This window comes from Salinicola lusitanus, assembly GCF_038648475.1.
Lineage (GTDB): Bacteria > Pseudomonadota > Gammaproteobacteria > Pseudomonadales > Halomonadaceae > Salinicola > Salinicola lusitanus.
This window is the reverse complement of sequence record NZ_CP151919.1, coordinates 1,618,174-1,634,351: the sequence shown is the minus strand read 5'-3', so window position 1 is coordinate 1,634,351 and position 16,178 is coordinate 1,618,174. Positions and strand designations below refer to the sequence as shown.

Below are 16,178 nucleotides of genomic sequence, written 5' to 3'. Positions count from 1 at the left end.
CGACGCCCCTGCCTCCGAGGAGGATGGCATGACGAAGAAGAAGCGTGATCGGGCATCAGCGCCCGGCGGCTTCCTCGCATTGCCCAAGCTACTGATGGAGCAGCGGGACTTCCGCGAGTTGTCACCGTCTGCCCTGAAAGTGCTGATGGTGCTGGGAAGCCAGTACAACGGCCGCAACAACGGCAATCTGGCCGCCACTCACTCGATGATGGATGTGTGGGGCGGCATGGCTAAGGCAACGCTGGCCAAGTCTCTGAGGGAGCTGCAGGACCGCAACCTGATCAGCAAGACTCGAGAGAATCGGCGTGGCCGAGAAGGTGCCCGCTGTGCGCTGTTCGCGCTCACGTGGCACACCATCGACGACTGCCCGGGTAAGGATCTGGACGTGGTGCCGAGCATCATTCCACTACGAAGGCTGTCCCAGGCATAAGCAGATTGTCCTTTCGACCCGCCCTTGAGGCGGGTTTTCTTTGCCCGTTCGATTTTTACCGCGTTCAAAAATTGCCACCCACGGTGGCAAAAAATGAACCCTTATCCAGTTGAGGATGCTTCCAGCTTTAAATAAGGGTTCAAAAAATGAACCCTTATTCGGGAGTTTCGATTTTTACCGCGTTCAATAATTGGACACCCTTCTAGAGTTACCACCCGGTGGGGGTTTAAAGGTGATTACGAGTCACTTTTAAAACACCTATGCAACGATATATCATTGCGTTTATGGTGGATATTCATACAGTGCCACCAACCCAACCAGACACCGCCACAAGGTGAATCATCATGAAACTGAGTGCCCTACGTGAGCAGCGTTCCGCCAAGGTCGCCGCCATGACAACCCTGGTCGATACCGCCTCCAACGAGGGGCGCGATCTAACCGCTGAAGAAATCCAGAACTTCGACGCTCTCAAGGCCGAGGAGCGCAACCTGGTCGGCCAAATCGAGCGAGCCGAGTATCTGGCCGATGCCGAGCGTCGTAGTGTCGCCACGCCCGTGAACAACGAAGCTGGCGGCGACCTGGACAAGCTGGCGCGTCAGGTCAGCGTGGTGAAGGTGATGCGTGCCCAGATGGAAGGCCGCTCGCTGGATGGCGCCGAGCGCGAGTACAGCCAGGAAGCCGAACGCCGATCGGGTCGCAAGGCTCAAGGCGCGTTCATTCCGATGCAGGCGCTCGAGACCCGTGCCAACGAGACCGGCACCGCCAGCCAGATTGTGCCGGTACAGCATCGCCCGCAGGACTACATCGGCGCGCTGCGTAATCGGCTGCTGGCTCGCAGTCTGGGTGTGCGCGTGCTGTCCGGCCTTTCCGGTGATGTTGCCATTCCCAAGTACAAAACCGGGCTGGCGACCGGCTGGGTGACGGAAGGCCAAGCAGTGCCCGAAGGCCAAATGTCGTTTGGTGACGTGAAGCTGACGCCCAAGCACGTGGGCGGCAAGACTGAGATGTCCCGCCAGCTCATCCAGCAGTCGAGCCCGGACATCGAGGAGCTGGTGCGCAGTGATCTGACCGCTCTGATCGCCGAGCAAATCGACCGCGCCATCCTCGCCGGTACCGGTGCCGATGGCGAGCCGATCGGGATCCTCAATACCGCAGGCATCCAGACCGCCAACCTGCCGAGCGACTGGGCGGGCGTGCTGGGTCTGTCCGAGCTGCTGGAGCTGGCCAACCTGGAGGCGATCAACTGGCTGGCGGCGCCGGGCGTCAAGACCACCTACGCCAGCACCGAGAAGGTGCCGGGCAGCGGCTCCGGCTTCCTCCTGCAAGGTGGCCGGATGGACGACAAGCCGTTCAACGTCACCAACCAGATGCCGGCTGAAACGCTTCTACTGGGTGACTTCAGCCAGGTGATGCTGGGGATCTGGTCGGAGCTCGATATTCTGGTCAACCCGTATGCCGAGCCGGCCTACAGCCGTGGCGGTGTTCAGGTGCGTGCGATGGCGACCGCCGATGTGGCGATTCGCTACCCGCAAGGCTTCGTTGTCGCCAAGCCGGAAGCCTGATCATGGAAGTGCGCGCCAGTAACGAGATCAAGCCTCAGGGGCGCAAGCTGACCGGCTATGTGTCCCGCTTCAACGTGCCCGCCGATCTGGGCGAGTTCGTGGAGGTCGTCCGGCCTGGCGCGTTCACTCGCACGCTGGGCGACCCGAGAGCCCGCAACATCCGAGCCATCTACGAGCATGACGGCCGCGCCCTACTGGGGAGAGTAGGCGCCGGCAGCCTGAGGCTTTCGGAAGATGCCGACGGGCTCGCGTTCGAGATCGATCTACCCGACACGACCTTGGGACGGGATCTGGCGGCACTGGTCACCCGTGGCGACGTGGCCGGCTGTTCGTTCGGCTTTCTGCCGGTACGGGATAGCTGGATCGAGGAGAGCGGGCGCCCGATGCGGGAGCTACTGGACGTCGACCTGTTCGAGGTGACGATAACCGCCGCGCCGGCCTACGACGCCTCGAGCGTTCAGGTTCGCCACACCCAACACCGTGCCATTCGCTTGGCCCGGCTCTACCTGGAGGCCTGCCAGTGAAGCTTTTCCGACGCCGCACCGAGAAGCGGGCAGACGCCTACGACCGCTATTGGGACAAGGTGGCAGCCGTTCAGGACGTAGCCGGCGTGAACGTGACGCCATCGAGCGCCGAGGGTATTTCCGCTGTCTATGCCGCCGTGGCAGCCATTTCCGAGAGCGTGGCGAGCCTGCCTCTCGACATCTACCGGCGCACGGAGGATGGCCGGGAGAAAGCCCGCTCCCATCCGCTGTACAAGGTGCTTCACACCGAGCCCAACTCGAAGCAAACCGCGCTCGAGTTCCGCGAGATGATGCAGCGTCACGTACTGCTGAGGGGTAACGCCTACGCCGAGATCCAGTGGAGCCGTACCGGACGCATCGAAGCCCTACTGCCATTGCATCCGGATCGGGTGAGCGTGCTGCTGACCGACGACGACTCACTGGTCTACGAGGTTAGCGATCGACGCGGCAACATCCGCCGGCTGCTGGCCGAGGAGGTGCTACACCTTCGCTACCACACCGATGACGGAATCATGGGCAGAAGCCCGATTCAGGTGGCGCGCGACACCGTGGGGCTGGCATTGGCCGAGCGCACGCACGGGGAACGGATGTTCGCCCAGGGCACCAAGCTATCCGGGGTGATCCAGACCCAAGCCGGTACCACCAAGCAGCAGGCCGGCGACATTCGGGAGAGCTGGGCGGCTGGCTATGGCGGTGTGGGCAGCCACGGCAAGACCGCCGTCCTGCCGGCTGGTGCCGAGTTCAAGACCGTCAGCATGACGCTGGAGGATGCCGAGTGGATCGAGGCCCGCCGGATGAGTGTCGAGGAGGTGGCGCGACTGTTCCGCGTGCCACCTGTCCTGATCGGGGATCTGCGCGAGGCCAACTACTCCAACGCCGTAGAGCTGGGCCGGTACTTCGTGACACACACGCTGCGCCGGCACCTGGTGATGTGGGAGCAGGCAGCGGGCCGATCGTTGATCAATGATCCGGGCACCTTCTACGCAGAGCACAACGTGGAAGGCCTGCTGCGCGGCGACAGCCTCAAGCGGGCCCAGTTCTACCAGCGCTCGATCGAGGACGGCTGGATGATGCGTTCAGAGGTTCGCCGCCTGGAGAACCTGCCCACCGTGGAGGGTATCGACGATGCGCCCCGTCAAGAAGCAGCGCCGCGTACCGCTGAGTAGCGCGGCATGGCGCAAGCTGCGTGCCCAGGTGCTGGCCGAGGAGCCGCTGTGTCGCCAGTGCGTGGCGCTGGGCATCGTCACCCCGGCTACCGATGTCGACCACATCGACAACGCCGAGGGCGACTACACGGACGACAACAGCCGCGAGAACCTGCAGCCACTGTGCCACGAGTGCCACTCACGCAAGACGATGGCAGAGACTCAGGGGCGCGGCGCGGCCGTCATCGGATGCGACACGAGCGGAATGCCGCTCGACCCGGATCATCCGTGGCGAAAAATCACCAGCAACTGACCCGGCCCACACCGCCGCCAAAGGTCGCTTTTATCGGTAACTGCCATGAAATCCACGCCACGCCGCCATCGATCCGACAGCGCTAAGGCCGCTGTGACGGCTGCCCAGGCCGCGTCTATGGGGCCGATCGAGCCGCCGGCATTCGTGCGCGTGCGCGACCGTGACCGCCCGGCGTGGGACGCCATCGTGACCGCTCGAGCGCGTGACACGTGGACCGAAGCCGACCTGATGCTGGCCGGGCAACTGGCCCGCGCCTATGGCGATATCGCCGAGCTGGAGGCCTACATCGACGAGAACGGCATGATTCTAGGCGATCAAATCAACCCGGCCTGCACACTGCTGGACAAGGTGAGCCGGCGAGCATTGGCAATGGCCCGCCAACTCAAGGTCGACACGATCAGCGTGGTGGGCAAGTCGCAGGACATCCACAAGGGCGCAGCACTCGAGCGTGGCGCCCGCCAGGGTATCGACGATGACGACGACCTGATTCCGAGGGCGCTGCAATGACTCGCGCCGATCGCGTGATTCGCTTCATCGAGCGCTACTGCGTCACGCCTGAAGGTGCCGGCGTTGGCAAGCCGATGGTGCTGGCGGACTTCCAGCAGCGGTTTATCCGCGACATCTACGACAACCCGGCCGGCACGCGGCGCGCGATCCTGTCGGTGGGCCGCAAAAACGGCAAGACCGGGCTGATCGCCGCCCTGCTACTGGCCCACCTGGTGGGGCCCGAGGCGAAGCAGAATAGCCAGCTCGTCTCCGGCGCGCTGAGCCGCGATCAGGCGGCGCTGGTGTTCAACCTCGCGTCCAAGATGGTGCAGCAGTCGGCGGAGCTTTCGCGCATCGTGAGGATCGTGCCCAGTGGCAAGCGCCTCATCGGGCTGACGATGAATACCGAGTTCAAGGCGCTGGCGGCCGATGGCAAGACGGCGCACGGCTTGTCGCCGGTGCTGGCCATCCTCGACGAGGTGGGCCAGGTGCGCGGGCCACAGTCCGACTTCGTGGACGCGATCACGACCAGCCAAGGCGCCCACGAGAGCCCGCTACTGATCACGATCAGCACGCAGGCAGCGAACGATGCCGACCTGCTGAGCCAATGGATCGACGACGCCCTGCGCTCGAAAGACCCGCGCACGGTTTGCCGACTCTACGCCGCGCCCGAAGGCTGCGACCTGATGGACGAGGAGGCGTGGAAGGCTGCCAATCCAGCGCTTGGCATCTTCCGCAGTCAGGACGATATGCGCGAGCAGATGGCGCAGGCCGAGCGGATGCCGAGTATGTCGAACACCGCCCGTAACCTACTGCTGAATCAGCGCGTAAGCCTGGATAGCCCGTTCATCAGCCCGGACGTATGGGCTGGCTGCGCCGAGACGCCCGAGCCATTCGATGGCCCGGTCTATGGCGGGCTAGACCTGTCGGCCCGAACCGACCTCACCGCGCTGGTGCTGGTGGGCAAGGTCGGCGGCGTGTGGCAGGTGCGCCCGTACTTCTGGACGCCAGAGCAGGGGCTATTCGACCGCGCCAAGGCAGACCGGGCGCCCTATGACGTGTGGGCGCGTTCAGGGCTGCTTCGTACCACGCCCGGTGCCACCGTGGACTATGAGGCAGTGGCCGCCGAGCTGGCGGACATTCTGCAGGACGTGGATCTGCACGCGCTGGCCTTCGACCGCTGGCGAATCGACATCTTCCGTAAGGAGCTCGACCGGCTGGGTATCGAGCTCCCGCTGGTACCGCACGGCCAAGGCTTCCGAGATATGGCGCCGGCACTTGATGCGCTCGAGGCCGAGCTGTTGAACGGTCGCATTGCCCACGGCAATCACCCGGTGCTGACGATGTGCGCGGCCAACGCCGTCGCCGTCACCGATCCGGCCGGCGCTCGCAAGCTGGACAAGTCGCGGCGAACCGGGCGCATCGACGGCATTCAGGCGCTGGCGATGGCAATGGGCGCCGCCCAGGGGGCTGAGGAGCCCGCCGATATCGAAACTGAGGTGTATTTCATATGACGACCGTCACGCTGCAGGAAGCAAAGGACCATCTCCGAATCCCCGAGGACTACGACGACGCCTACATTACCGGGCTGCTGGCGGCCGCTGAGGGCCACGTAGCCGGCTACCTTGGCGATGACCTGCCCGAGCCAATGCCGGCGCCCGTGCGCGCCGCCGTCCTTCTGCTGGTCGGCGACCTGTACGAGCATCGCGAGCGGCAGAATGACCGGGCGCTGTACGAGAACGCCACGTTTCATCTGCTGCTGAACCCCTACCGATCGCACGAGGTGCTGTGATGCCGGATATCAGAATAGTCGCCCGCCCCAATCCCCTGCGAGCTGACACCGTAGAGGCCTACGTCTCCGAAGGCGAGACCGTGAACCGGATCATTCCCAATGTCGTCGAGTCGGTAAGTGTCCAGTGGAATGGGCAACCGTTTCCACGTTGTCGCTGGGATGAACCACTGAGCGGGGGCGAGCTGACGATCGTGAGCACGCCGCGGGACGACAGCATCACTTCCGCAGTGCTTCAGATAGGCATGGCGGCAGCAGCAGCATACGCAGCTTCTCTAGTGCCAGGCTCATACGGGCTTTGGGCAAAAGTCGCTGTGGGCGCCGCCACACCAATTTGCGGCCGGCTGAACATCGGGCAGAGGTCTGCACCATGACCACGCTTAACCTCACGATTACAGCAGAGCGCGCCTGGATGTCTCAAGATCACGCGTTAGCGTCGACGTCCAAGGAACTCCCCGAGTCAGTGGAGAAGCTGCACTTATGCCACGACAGGAAGATGGTTGTCGGCGCCGCCGGCTCCTTCCTGCACGCAATGCTTTGGAGGGCTCGCCTTGCAGCCATGCCCGAAGGTGATATCAGTGAAGTTGCCCAATGGGCGCCTGACGCTTTGCGCGAGATCGTGAAGATACCCGTCGCAACGGATGTGGCCGATCTCATCGTCATTCACGCGGGGTGGAGCTCGTCAGAGGGCAGAGTGATTGCCTTCATCTATCAACGCGCCAATGACTTCGCCCCCCTCCGAGTCGATCAAGGGCATACCTATACGCCGTCCGAACTGAGCAACGATGCCCCCGGCTACCCGCGCCTATACGAGCTATGGCCACAAGCTGCAGAAGGGCGGAGGGTCAAAGAGTTTCACGCCGCGCTACTTGAGAACCAGCGGTTTAGTTCGGCGGCTGGCCGACTTCTCAACGACACAAACATCTCGGAGTCCTTTTCCATTGTGGCGATCGATCATGTAGGCATACACGCGGTGGAAGGGTGCGATTTGAAATCGCGCCCTTGAGGGTACGCACACTGTGCGCCCCCTATTTGGCGTCCGTATCTCTTACACGGTGGCAAAGGGTGGGTTGTTTCGCCCCATCCTTACATACCTCCCTCAACGGGGGCATATCTGGGGGCACACCGGATCACGCATTATGAAAAATGCTTTCTTAACTGACGCATAGACGAGCTTTTCAGTGGACCCCGCCTCCACCAAACATGAAAAAGCACCCGATCGGGTGCTTTTTTTGTGACCTGACGTCAGCTATGCCATTGCGGTCCGCGACACCGACGATCTCATCCCGCCAGCAGGGTCTTCATGAAGCCGTGATAGGGCTCGCAGGGGTCGAATCGGCCCATCCTCTCCATCAGCTTGGCTCTCCCGGCCGCCGGTATCGCCCGCGTCACCCGCTCGAGCTCAGCCTCGGCCAGCGTCTTCACGATCCGACCGGGGGTTGTCAGGTAACGCTCGTTGGTCTGCAGGATCACATGATCCGCGGCTTCGCGATCGACGATCTCGTGCACGTAACTGCCCGGCAGATTGACCACGACGACCCGCCGGAAGACGTTGGCAAACAGCGTCGCGAAGCCGCCCGCGCCCGCCGATGATCCCCCGAAGATGACCAGGGTTCGGTCGTGGATCGGCCGGGCGTTCTCGAAGATCGTGATGTTGCCGGTCCCCGGCAGATAGTTGGAAAAGCGGCAGAATACGCCGCTCTTTTCCCGGAAGACGGCGACGGTCGACGAGGATTTGGCTGGAGGTTCCCTCTTCGATCCCAGATCGCCCACTACCTCCCGTTTTTCGAAGACGTATTGCGACTCGAAGTCATCGTCGTATCCGAAGTGGCGCATGCAGGCGGCGAAGGCAAGGTAGGCACCGCGACCGCTCCAATGGGTGTCCGTAGGGTAGTAGCTGTCCACTTCCGCCTGCATCGCGGCGACGGGATTGCAGTAATCTATCCCGCCCTCATCCAGCAGCGCCGATACCTGCTCGGTGATGGTAACCTCGGCTCTTTCGTACGGATAATGTTCCGGCCGGACCATCTCCTTGGAGTTGGCGATCAAGAACAGCAGGGAGCGCTGCCGTTGTAACGGTGCGAGTCCGGCAGCGAAAAATCGCCACTGCGACCTCTCCTCGTCACTCAGGCGCTTCCTGCCGGTGAACTGGTCGACGCTCGCGTTGGTATCGTTGGCCAGGAACAGCCATCCTTCCCGCCCCTCGACCACCTCCATCACCGGCGCGACCGAGAGCCTAACGCACTGCAGCAGCTCACCATTCCCGTCGCGAACGCCAAGGGTCACTCCCGCGGCGATATCCAGCGAGTGCTCGAACAGCCAGGCGCCGGCGTCCACCCCCGCTTGCGGCTTTCGCTCGAGAGGCAGAGAAGATTCACCCTCGGGGCCGATGGCAATCAGTTCGGGCTGCCGATCCGGGGGCACGTCGACCCGCCCCCCCACCCGGTAACGGCGGAAGGTTTCCAGCGCCGCGATCTGCCGCTGGCCGTCGACGATCTCCCAGTGCAGCGCGGACGCGGCCTCTAGCGGCTGGACCACCACTTGATACTTCTTGGCCTTCTGACTGGCAATGACGCTCTTGAGGTCTACCAGCACCGGGTCATCGGGACGTGCCTCCAGCGCCAGGTCCACCACGCCAAGCGCTGCCGTGAACTGCTTCGCCGCCAGCAGGGCGCGGGCCTGGCGCAGATAGACCTGAGGAGGAAAGCTTGCCTGGTGATCGAGTATCGATTGCCACCGCTGTACCGCGCTGGACCAGTCGCCACGTCTCATCGCCGCCTCGGCGTAGGCGATGCTCAGCTTGAGCGGCGGTTGGGGGGATTTTCGCAGCACGACCGCCATCAGTGCTTCCTGCTTGGCGATATCTCCGGCGCCTTCGTAGGCCTGCATCAGCGCAGAGGAGAGATCCAGACTGTCGATGCCGGCTCGAAATGCGGGCTCCAGCAGCGCAATGGCGCCAGTGAAATCGTGACGTGCCAGCCGCTCTTCGGCTTGGACAACCAGCTCGGGTATCTGCTCGATGCGCTCGGCGAAGGATGTTGAACTCATGACAGTCCCTGGTAGTTGGCAACGGAAGATAGCGAGCAGGATGCTTCATTCAAAACGTCGTAACGAAGCGCAGTGTGCCGCCCTGAGCTCCCGGTCGTTCGTCACTATATCCCAGCGCCAACCTGACCCGACATCGCCCGTCGAGCATGAAATTTGTCAGCGTGGCGAGGTCATCGATGACAAGGTCATCTCGACGAGAACCGGCGGCGATTGGTGCCGAGAATCGACCTGGCACGCCCCCGATGCAGCGTGAAAAGCAGAGTCCGACGCCCGCGATTCTGGAAAACACGCCTAGATCGGCTAGCCTCACAAGACACCCGGATTCACGCCGACGCGTCGATTGGTCGACCGCGATAAAGTGTTATCCTAAAAATGGTTAGGGGTCGTCGAGCGCTGCCGAGACGCCCCGGGAACGATTCGATCACTAGACAGGAGGTTGGAGCTTGACAGTCCTTCGCCCCGATCGCTGGCTCAGTCGCTGGCTGTTGCTATTATTTTTGATATTCGCTGGCCCGACACTGGCTCAGGAAAGTGGCTCCGAAGGGCAGAGTGCTCAGGATGGCCCGGCTTATTCCACCATGGCGGATTTGCTCGAGAACGCCCAGTCGCGACAGGCGCTGATCGACCAGTTGCGGCAACTGGCCGCTCAGCAGGAGTCCGGCGACACTCAGGAATCCGGCGCGAATGACGCTGGCGGTGGCACCACGGAAGCCCCCGGAAGCGGCCAGGAATCGACGGCCTCGAACGGCAATGAAAAGGGCGCCGCCGCCACGGACTCCTTCCCGCGCAGAATGGCGCAGATGACCAGCGATATCGCTGGCGATATCGGCGGACAATTCACCAGCCTCGCTGCCATGATCGGCGGCTTCTTCACCAGTGGCGACGCGGCGGCCAGCAGTGGCCCATCGTTCAACATGAACGACTTCCTCAGCGCGGCGATCGATCTCGCGCTGGTCATCATCGCGACCGTGGCCGTCTTCCTGATTCTGCGCCGGATCGCACGCCCGTTTTTCTCGAAGTTCAGCCAGTGGGCCATGCAGGGTGACGGTCGTAGCCATCTGCCCCGGGTCATCGTCGCCGTGATACTGGCCGCCATCGTCGATGTCATCGTCATCGTGCTTGCCTACGTGGCCGGCAATCTGGTCGCGACCTTTCTTGTCGGCGAGAGCGGCAGCCTCAATACCCGGTTCTCGCTGTTCCTCAATGCCTTCCTCATGATCGAGCTGTTCAAGTGCGCACTGCGCGTCCTTTTCTCGTCGCAGCACGAGGGGCTGCGTCTGGTCTCGATCGAGGCTGCCCAGGCGAAGCGCTGCAACCGCTTCCTGGCAACGTTGGCCGGCTTCGTGGGCTACGGCATGCTGGTCGTCGTGCCGATACTGAACGCCAATCTTCCGCTCGCGTTCGGCAAGGCCGTGAGCGTGTTGATCATGCTCATCGCGCTGATCTGGGCGATAGGCGTGATCCTCAGGCATCGCACCGGCGTCCGCGACATGATCGTCGCCAAGGCCGACACCGCGCAGATGTCCGCCTCCCGCGTGACACTGCGCCTGTTCGCCCGGATCTGGCACGTTCTCGCGCTGCTCTACGCCATCATGGTGTTCGCCGTGACCCTGCTGCATCCCGAGACAGCGCTGCCATTCGTGCTGATCGCAACGCTCAAGACGATTGTCTACATCGGCATCGGCATGCTGGTATCCGGCCTGCTGACCCAGCTGATCGGCCGACGTATCGACCTCGGCGAGAACATGCGCTCCCGGCTGCCACTGCTCGAGACTCGCCTCAACTCCTACATCCCGACGCTGCTGAAGATCATCCGCGCCATCATCCTGATAGCCGTGGTGATGTATACGTTCGATGCCTGGAAGGCGTTCGATCTCGCCGCCTGGTACGCCAGCGACTCGGGATCGCACGTCGTCGCGACGGTGATTCAGGTGATCCTGATCCTGATCATTGCCGCCATCGTCTGGATCGCCCTTGCCAGCCTGATCGAGAACTATCTCAATCCGGACACCGGTGGCGGCGCCCCCACCGCGCGAGCCAAGACCTTGATGAGCCTGTTCCGCAACGCCCTGGCGATCACCCTGATCATCATGACCGTGATGATCGTGCTGTCGCAGATCGGTATCAACATCGGGCCGCTCATCGCCGGCGCCGGGGTACTGGGTCTGGCGATCGGCTTCGGGGCTCAGAAGCTGGTGCAGGATGTCATCACCGGCGTCTTCATTCAGCTCGAGAACGCCATGAACACCGGCGACGTGGTCACCGTGGGCGGGATCACCGGTACCGCCGAGCGCGTCAGCATCCGCTCGGTGGCGATCCGCGACCTGTCGGGCACCTACCACATCGTGCCGTTCTCGTCGGTCGATACGGTCTCCAACTACATGCGCGAATTCGGTAACCACGTCGGCGAGTACGGCATCGCCTATCGCGAGAACATCGATTACGCCATCGAGCAGTTGCAGGCCGCTTTCGACGACCTTCAGGCCAGCGAGGAGCACGGCCACAAGCTGCTGGCGCCGATGACCGTCGCCGGTGTCGTTGCGCTCGCCGACAGCTCGGTCAATATCCGCGTGGTGATCAAGACCACGCCGGGCGACCAGTGGGGCGTCGGCCGAGCCTTCAACCGTCTGGTCAAGCTCTACTTCGACAAGGCCGGTATCGAGATCCCGTTCCCGCATACCACGCTCTACTTCGGCCAGGATCGCACCGGCTCGGCACCGCCCGCCAACCTGCGCATCATGCAGGAAGACTTCACGATCGACGGAAGTCCCGCCGGCCAGCCCAAGTCTCACGAGACCGGGGCGCCTGCAGCGATCGAGGGTGAAAGCCAGTCGAAGAAGACGCCGGACCAGGAGGCCAAGGACCGTACGCACCGCAAGCCCACCGACGACGATGTCGACGGTGACGAGGCAGAAGACCCTCGCTGAGTCGGTCCAGTCCGCGCTTTTCCAGGCCGCCTACGGGCGGCCTTTTTTATCTCCGTTCGTCCCCGACGCTCCCGAAGCGGCGGCGCCCAGCATCGCCGCGCCGCGTACGCCACTCGATGCCCCCAGTCGGGAGCCGACGACTTCCGGCGTCTCGACCCCCGGGAACAGGTGCATCGATATCGCTGCCGGTAGCGCCTCCAACAGCCCTTCCACGGTCGACAGGCCGCCCCCAATCACGATCACCTGCGGCGACAGCAGCTTGACCACGTTGGCCAGGGCGCCACCCAGCAGATCGAGGTGACACGCCCGGGCCCGCTGCGCCGCTTCCTCACCCGCCTGCCAGGCCGCGTGCCACGCTTCGGCGGACGCCGAGGCACCGCCGAAATGACGATGCAACCTCGCCAGGCCGGGCCCGGCGATGTAGGTCTCCAGGCAACCCGCCAGGCCGCAGCCGCAGGTGATGCACGGCAGGTCGTAACGTCTCGCCGTGGCGGCGGAGAGGGGCAGATGCCCCCATTCGCCGGCGAACCGGCCTGCGCCGCTGAGAAGTCGGCCGTCGACGATGGCGCCACCTCCCGCGCCCGTCCCCAGGATCGCGCCGAAGGCGTGCCTCGCACCCTCCGCCGCCCCGCCGGGGCCGACCTCCGAGACCATGAAACAGCGGCTGTCGTTCTCGATCACGAAGGCCCGATCGAGGACTGCGGCAAGCGCCGTCTCGAGCACCAGCGGGCGCAGCCCCGGCAGATTCGCCGTGATCAGGTGGCCGCGCTCATCGAGCACGCCCGGGAACCCGAGCCCCAGCGTCCCCCGGCCGGCACAGCGGCGGTCCGCTTCCCGCACCATCGCGGCCAGCAGCGCCAGAAAGGCCTCGGCGTCGTCGGAGGGCGTCGGCTCACGCCAGCGTTCGAGACATGCCCAGTCCCGGTCATAGATCGCGATCTCGGTCTTGGTTCCACCGACATCGATACCGTAGTGCATGGGGTCTTGCTCCTGGTGAAGATACCGTTTCGCTCGGGCGGACAGGGAAATCACGCCGACCCCTGGCCACAAAAAAGGCGCCCGCAGGCGCCGAGGAGAGCAATCGGTCGAAGGCCGAAAGTCAGCGTGTCATGTCGCTGGGCTGCGGCAGCGCGGGTAGCGACTTGTCCAGCAGCGTCACGCTCTGGCGATAATAGAGCTGGCTCTTGCTGTGATCGCCGAGGTTGGCGTAGAGCCTGGCCAGCTCGGCGCAGACGACGCCACTCGGGCGCTGGCGCTGGCTCGCTTCGAAGTACTCCTGCGCCTTGCCCCAATAGGCATTGCGCAGCGACAGGCGGCCGAGCGTCAGCAGCAGATCGGGGTCGTTGGGTCGCTCCTGCAGCCACTTCTCGGCGTAGACCAGCTGGCGCGCCGCATCGACGTTGAGCAGACCGTAACGCAGCACCAGTCGCGTATCCCAGTGCTCCTTGAGCGCATTGCGCAGCAGGCGTTCGGCGTCGCCCTCTTCGCCGCCCTTGATCAACGCTTCGGCATAGAGCCCCACCAGCTCGACGTCGCCGCGCAGGTTATCCGGCATGTCCGCCCATAGCGAGCGGACCCGGGTCAGGTTGCCCTCCTGTTGCGCAGCCTGGACCAGCAGCTCCCGGTAGACGCGCTGATCGAGGGCCTGACGCTCGTCTTCGGTGATCAGGCGGTGCTTGTCGAGACGCGGCAGCAGCCGGCGCATGCCGTCCCAGTCATTGACACTGAGATAGGCCTGCTTGAGCAGCTTGAGCACCTGCGGGTGTTCCGGCAGTTGCTGTTCGAGCCGCGTCAGTGTCGCCAGCGCCTCCTCGAACTGCTGGCGATCCAGCATCAACTGCGCCTGCACCAGACCGACCGCGGTATCGGCGCCCTCGGTACTGTGATGCGCCCGTTTGAGCAGGACGTCGGCCTGCTCGTAGCGCCCCTGGTAATGGGCCGCCAGTGCCGCCGAGAGATAGTTGACCAGCGGCGTGCCGGAGTCGTCGGCCGCCTTGGTCAGTGACTTCTCGGCCCGTTTCCAGCGCCCCTCCGCCAGTGCCACCAGCCCTCGAACGGTACGCTTCATCGCCGTGCGGTGGCGCGTGCGGCTATTCCACACCTTGAGCCGGCTGACCGGACGACGCAGGCGCATCAGCGCCCGCAGCAGGAAATGCAGTACCAGGAAGGAAGCGAGCAGCAGGACGCAGCCGAACCAGAACGAGGTCTGGACCGAGGTGTCGCCGACGCGAATGAACCAGTAGCCCGGCAGCGACTGCATCAACTGCCCGAATAGCGCGCCGACCGCCAGACCGAAGACGATCAGCAGGATCAGCTTTCTCATGCGCCCTCTCCCTGTGCCGATCCCTGGTTCGTCGCGCTACCGCTTGGCGAGTCGCTGCCCTGGGAACTGCCCTGGGAGCCACCCTGCGCCCCCCCGCCGTTGCCGAAGCGCTGCTCGATGAAACGCTTGAGCAGCTGCGAGGATTCGCTGATGTCCGGCAGCTCCGGACGCACATCCTGATCACGCAGGCTTTTCAGCTTGTCGATCGATTTGGCGACGCCGTCGTTATCGGTGTCGTAGTAGCCCTCGACCAGTTCCGTCGCCTTGTCGAGGCTGGCCTGATAGAGCTCGGGCTCGGACTTCAGCAGGGCCAGTTGCGCCTGCTCCAGTAGCAGCCGCACGTTCTGGCGCAGATAGGATTCCTGTTCCGGCGTGATCAGGGCCTCCAGCGGCTGATCGTGTCGCCGCACGGTCACCAGGTCCTTGAGTTCGCGACCCAGCGTTGCCAGCTGCTGGCGCCAGCCTCCGGTAGGCTTGGCGTCGCCCTTGCCGGCGGCGATCTCCTCGATGTCCTGCTTGAGCGGCAGCCGCGCCAGCTGCTCCTGCTGCGCCATCAAGGCGAGATAGAGCCCCGTGCGGTCGATCACCGGCACGGAGTCGAGGGAGGCAAGCTCGGACTGAATGGCGCGACGAACCGGCACCAGAGCCGGGTTGTCGGCTTCACGCAGTCGATCGTCCGCCGCCTTCAACAGCGCCTTGGCACCCTTGACGTCGCGCTCGAGCTGAAGCCGCTGATTGGCCAGACGGAGCAGATATTCGGCCTCGGCGTGCAGCCATTCGCGCGGATCGGCCTGCTGCTGCTGCGCCAGCTCCTTGAGCACCTTGTCCAGCGTATTGTCGAGACTCTGGCGATACTGATCGAACTCGCCACGCATCATCTTCAGGTTCTGCTGGCGGTTCTGGTCAAGCTCGCCGACTTTCGATTCGAGCTGATCGAGGGTCGTGCTGTTGGTACCGATCTGGCTCAACTGCGCCTGCTGTGCCTGCAGTTTCTGCCACCCCCGGTAGCCGACGAACGCCACGACGATCGCCAGCAGGATTACCAGGATCAGGGCCAGCAGGCCCAGTTTGCCGCCGGCGCCGCGCCCGCCGCCACCCGAGCTCGCGCCACGGCCGGAGGGTGGCTGGCCGCCGCCCGAAGCGGCCTTGCCGGCGGGGCTGGAGGAGTTACTGGTGGGTTTGGACTGGGCGGCGGCACCGGATGTCGCCGAGGGGGTAGCGCTCGATGTCGTGGTCCCGGCCCCCCGACCGGCCCCTGCCTTGGACTTGCCTGCCGATTTCGACTTGCTGCCGGTAGCGGGAGCGGGCTTGTCGGTTGCGTCGGTGGAGCCGCTGGTTGCGTCGGTGGAGCCGCTGGACGCGCTTGTCGCATCGCTCGCGGTGCCCGGCTTGCCGGTCGCATCGTCGGCGGCAACCGGCTGGGCGACATCGGGCTTGATCGGATCGGTCGCCCCCGTCTTGTCGGCGGGACTGGCGGGTGATGGCGCCCGGTCATTGCCGGTATCCACCGTCTCGGACGCCGTTGTCTTCGACCCCTGCCCAGTCGGCTTGGCCTGGCCGTCCGGCGCCTTCTCGCCATCGGAGGCCGGAGCCGACTGCGGTTGCTGATCTTTGCTCTGCTTGCTCATCTA

At 64.1% G+C, this 16,178-nt stretch carries 14 protein-coding genes; 10 read left to right on the top strand and 4 right to left on the bottom strand.

Annotated elements, in window-relative coordinates; all coding sequences use genetic code 11:
- The first annotated feature begins 28 nt into the window (after positions 1–28).
- The 9 genes from AAGT95_RS07520 to AAGT95_RS07480 all read left to right on the top strand — a co-directional run bounded on the left by AAGT95_RS07520 (position 29) and on the right by AAGT95_RS07480 (position 7,255).
- A complete protein-coding gene (locus AAGT95_RS07520; protein WP_342596074.1) occupies positions 29–430 on the top strand; it encodes a hypothetical protein in 402 nt (133 codons plus the stop codon).
- A gap of 344 nt (positions 431–774) precedes the next feature.
- Positions 775–1,992 carry a phage major capsid protein gene (locus AAGT95_RS07515; RefSeq protein ID WP_342596073.1) on the top strand — a complete coding sequence of 406 codons (1,218 nt, stop codon included), beginning with the start codon at positions 775–777 and terminating at the stop codon, positions 1,990–1,992.
- 2 nt (positions 1,993–1,994) lie between these two features.
- Positions 1,995–2,516 carry an HK97 family phage prohead protease gene (locus tag AAGT95_RS07510; protein ID WP_342596072.1) on the top strand — a complete coding sequence of 174 codons (522 nt, stop codon included), beginning with the start codon at positions 1,995–1,997 and terminating at the stop codon, positions 2,514–2,516.
- Positions 2,513–3,682, top strand: a complete 1,170-nt coding sequence (locus AAGT95_RS07505; protein ID WP_342596071.1) for a phage portal protein — start codon at positions 2,513–2,515, stop codon at positions 3,680–3,682. Before AAGT95_RS07510 ends, AAGT95_RS07505 begins: the two co-directional genes overlap by 4 nt.
- Positions 3,642–3,974 (top strand): HNH endonuclease signature motif containing protein, encoded by a 333-nt coding sequence (locus AAGT95_RS07500; protein WP_342596070.1) that lies wholly within the window; start codon positions 3,642–3,644, stop codon positions 3,972–3,974. Before AAGT95_RS07505 ends, AAGT95_RS07500 begins: the two co-directional genes overlap by 41 nt.
- A gap of 45 nt (positions 3,975–4,019) precedes the next feature.
- Positions 4,020–4,481 (top strand): hypothetical protein, encoded by a 462-nt coding sequence (locus AAGT95_RS07495; protein WP_342596069.1) that lies wholly within the window; start codon positions 4,020–4,022, stop codon positions 4,479–4,481.
- Positions 4,478–5,974 carry a terminase large subunit gene (locus tag AAGT95_RS07490; protein WP_342596068.1) on the top strand — a complete coding sequence of 499 codons (1,497 nt, stop codon included), beginning with the start codon at positions 4,478–4,480 and terminating at the stop codon, positions 5,972–5,974. Before AAGT95_RS07495 ends, AAGT95_RS07490 begins: the two co-directional genes overlap by 4 nt.
- Positions 5,971–6,252: a head-tail connector protein gene (locus AAGT95_RS07485; RefSeq protein ID WP_342596067.1), complete on the top strand. Its 282-nt coding sequence runs from the start codon at positions 5,971–5,973 to the stop codon at positions 6,250–6,252. The genes AAGT95_RS07490 and AAGT95_RS07485 overlap by 4 nt, the downstream gene beginning before the upstream one ends.
- A gap of 367 nt (positions 6,253–6,619) precedes the next feature.
- Positions 6,620–7,255, top strand: coding sequence for a hypothetical protein (locus tag AAGT95_RS07480; protein WP_342596066.1), 636 nt, complete (start codon positions 6,620–6,622; stop codon positions 7,253–7,255).
- A gap of 275 nt (positions 7,256–7,530) precedes the next feature.
- On the opposite strand, the gene AAGT95_RS07475 is transcribed toward AAGT95_RS07480, so the two are convergent.
- Positions 7,531–9,297, bottom strand: a complete 1,767-nt coding sequence (locus tag AAGT95_RS07475; protein ID WP_342596065.1) for an alginate O-acetyltransferase AlgX-related protein — start codon at positions 9,295–9,297, stop codon at positions 7,531–7,533.
- 443 nt (positions 9,298–9,740) lie between these two features.
- Here AAGT95_RS07475 and AAGT95_RS07470 point away from each other — a divergent pair, with 443 nt between their 5' ends.
- Positions 9,741–12,224, top strand: a complete 2,484-nt coding sequence (locus tag AAGT95_RS07470) for a mechanosensitive ion channel domain-containing protein (protein ID WP_342596064.1) — start codon at positions 9,741–9,743, stop codon at positions 12,222–12,224.
- A gap of 30 nt (positions 12,225–12,254) precedes the next feature.
- On the opposite strand, the gene AAGT95_RS07465 is transcribed toward AAGT95_RS07470, so the two are convergent.
- The 3 genes from AAGT95_RS07465 to AAGT95_RS07455 all read right to left on the bottom strand — a co-directional run bounded on the left by AAGT95_RS07465 (position 12,255) and on the right by AAGT95_RS07455 (position 16,175).
- Positions 12,255–13,202: an ROK family protein gene (locus AAGT95_RS07465; protein WP_342596063.1), complete on the bottom strand. Its 948-nt coding sequence runs from the start codon at positions 13,200–13,202 to the stop codon at positions 12,255–12,257.
- 121 nt (positions 13,203–13,323) lie between these two features.
- Positions 13,324–14,547: a heme biosynthesis HemY N-terminal domain-containing protein gene (locus AAGT95_RS07460; protein WP_110597753.1), complete on the bottom strand. Its 1,224-nt coding sequence runs from the start codon at positions 14,545–14,547 to the stop codon at positions 13,324–13,326.
- Positions 14,544–16,175 (bottom strand): uroporphyrinogen-III C-methyltransferase, encoded by a 1,632-nt coding sequence (locus AAGT95_RS07455; protein ID WP_342596062.1) that lies wholly within the window; start codon positions 16,173–16,175, stop codon positions 14,544–14,546. Before AAGT95_RS07455 ends, AAGT95_RS07460 begins: the two co-directional genes overlap by 4 nt.
- Positions 16,176–16,178: the final 3 nt, after the last annotated feature.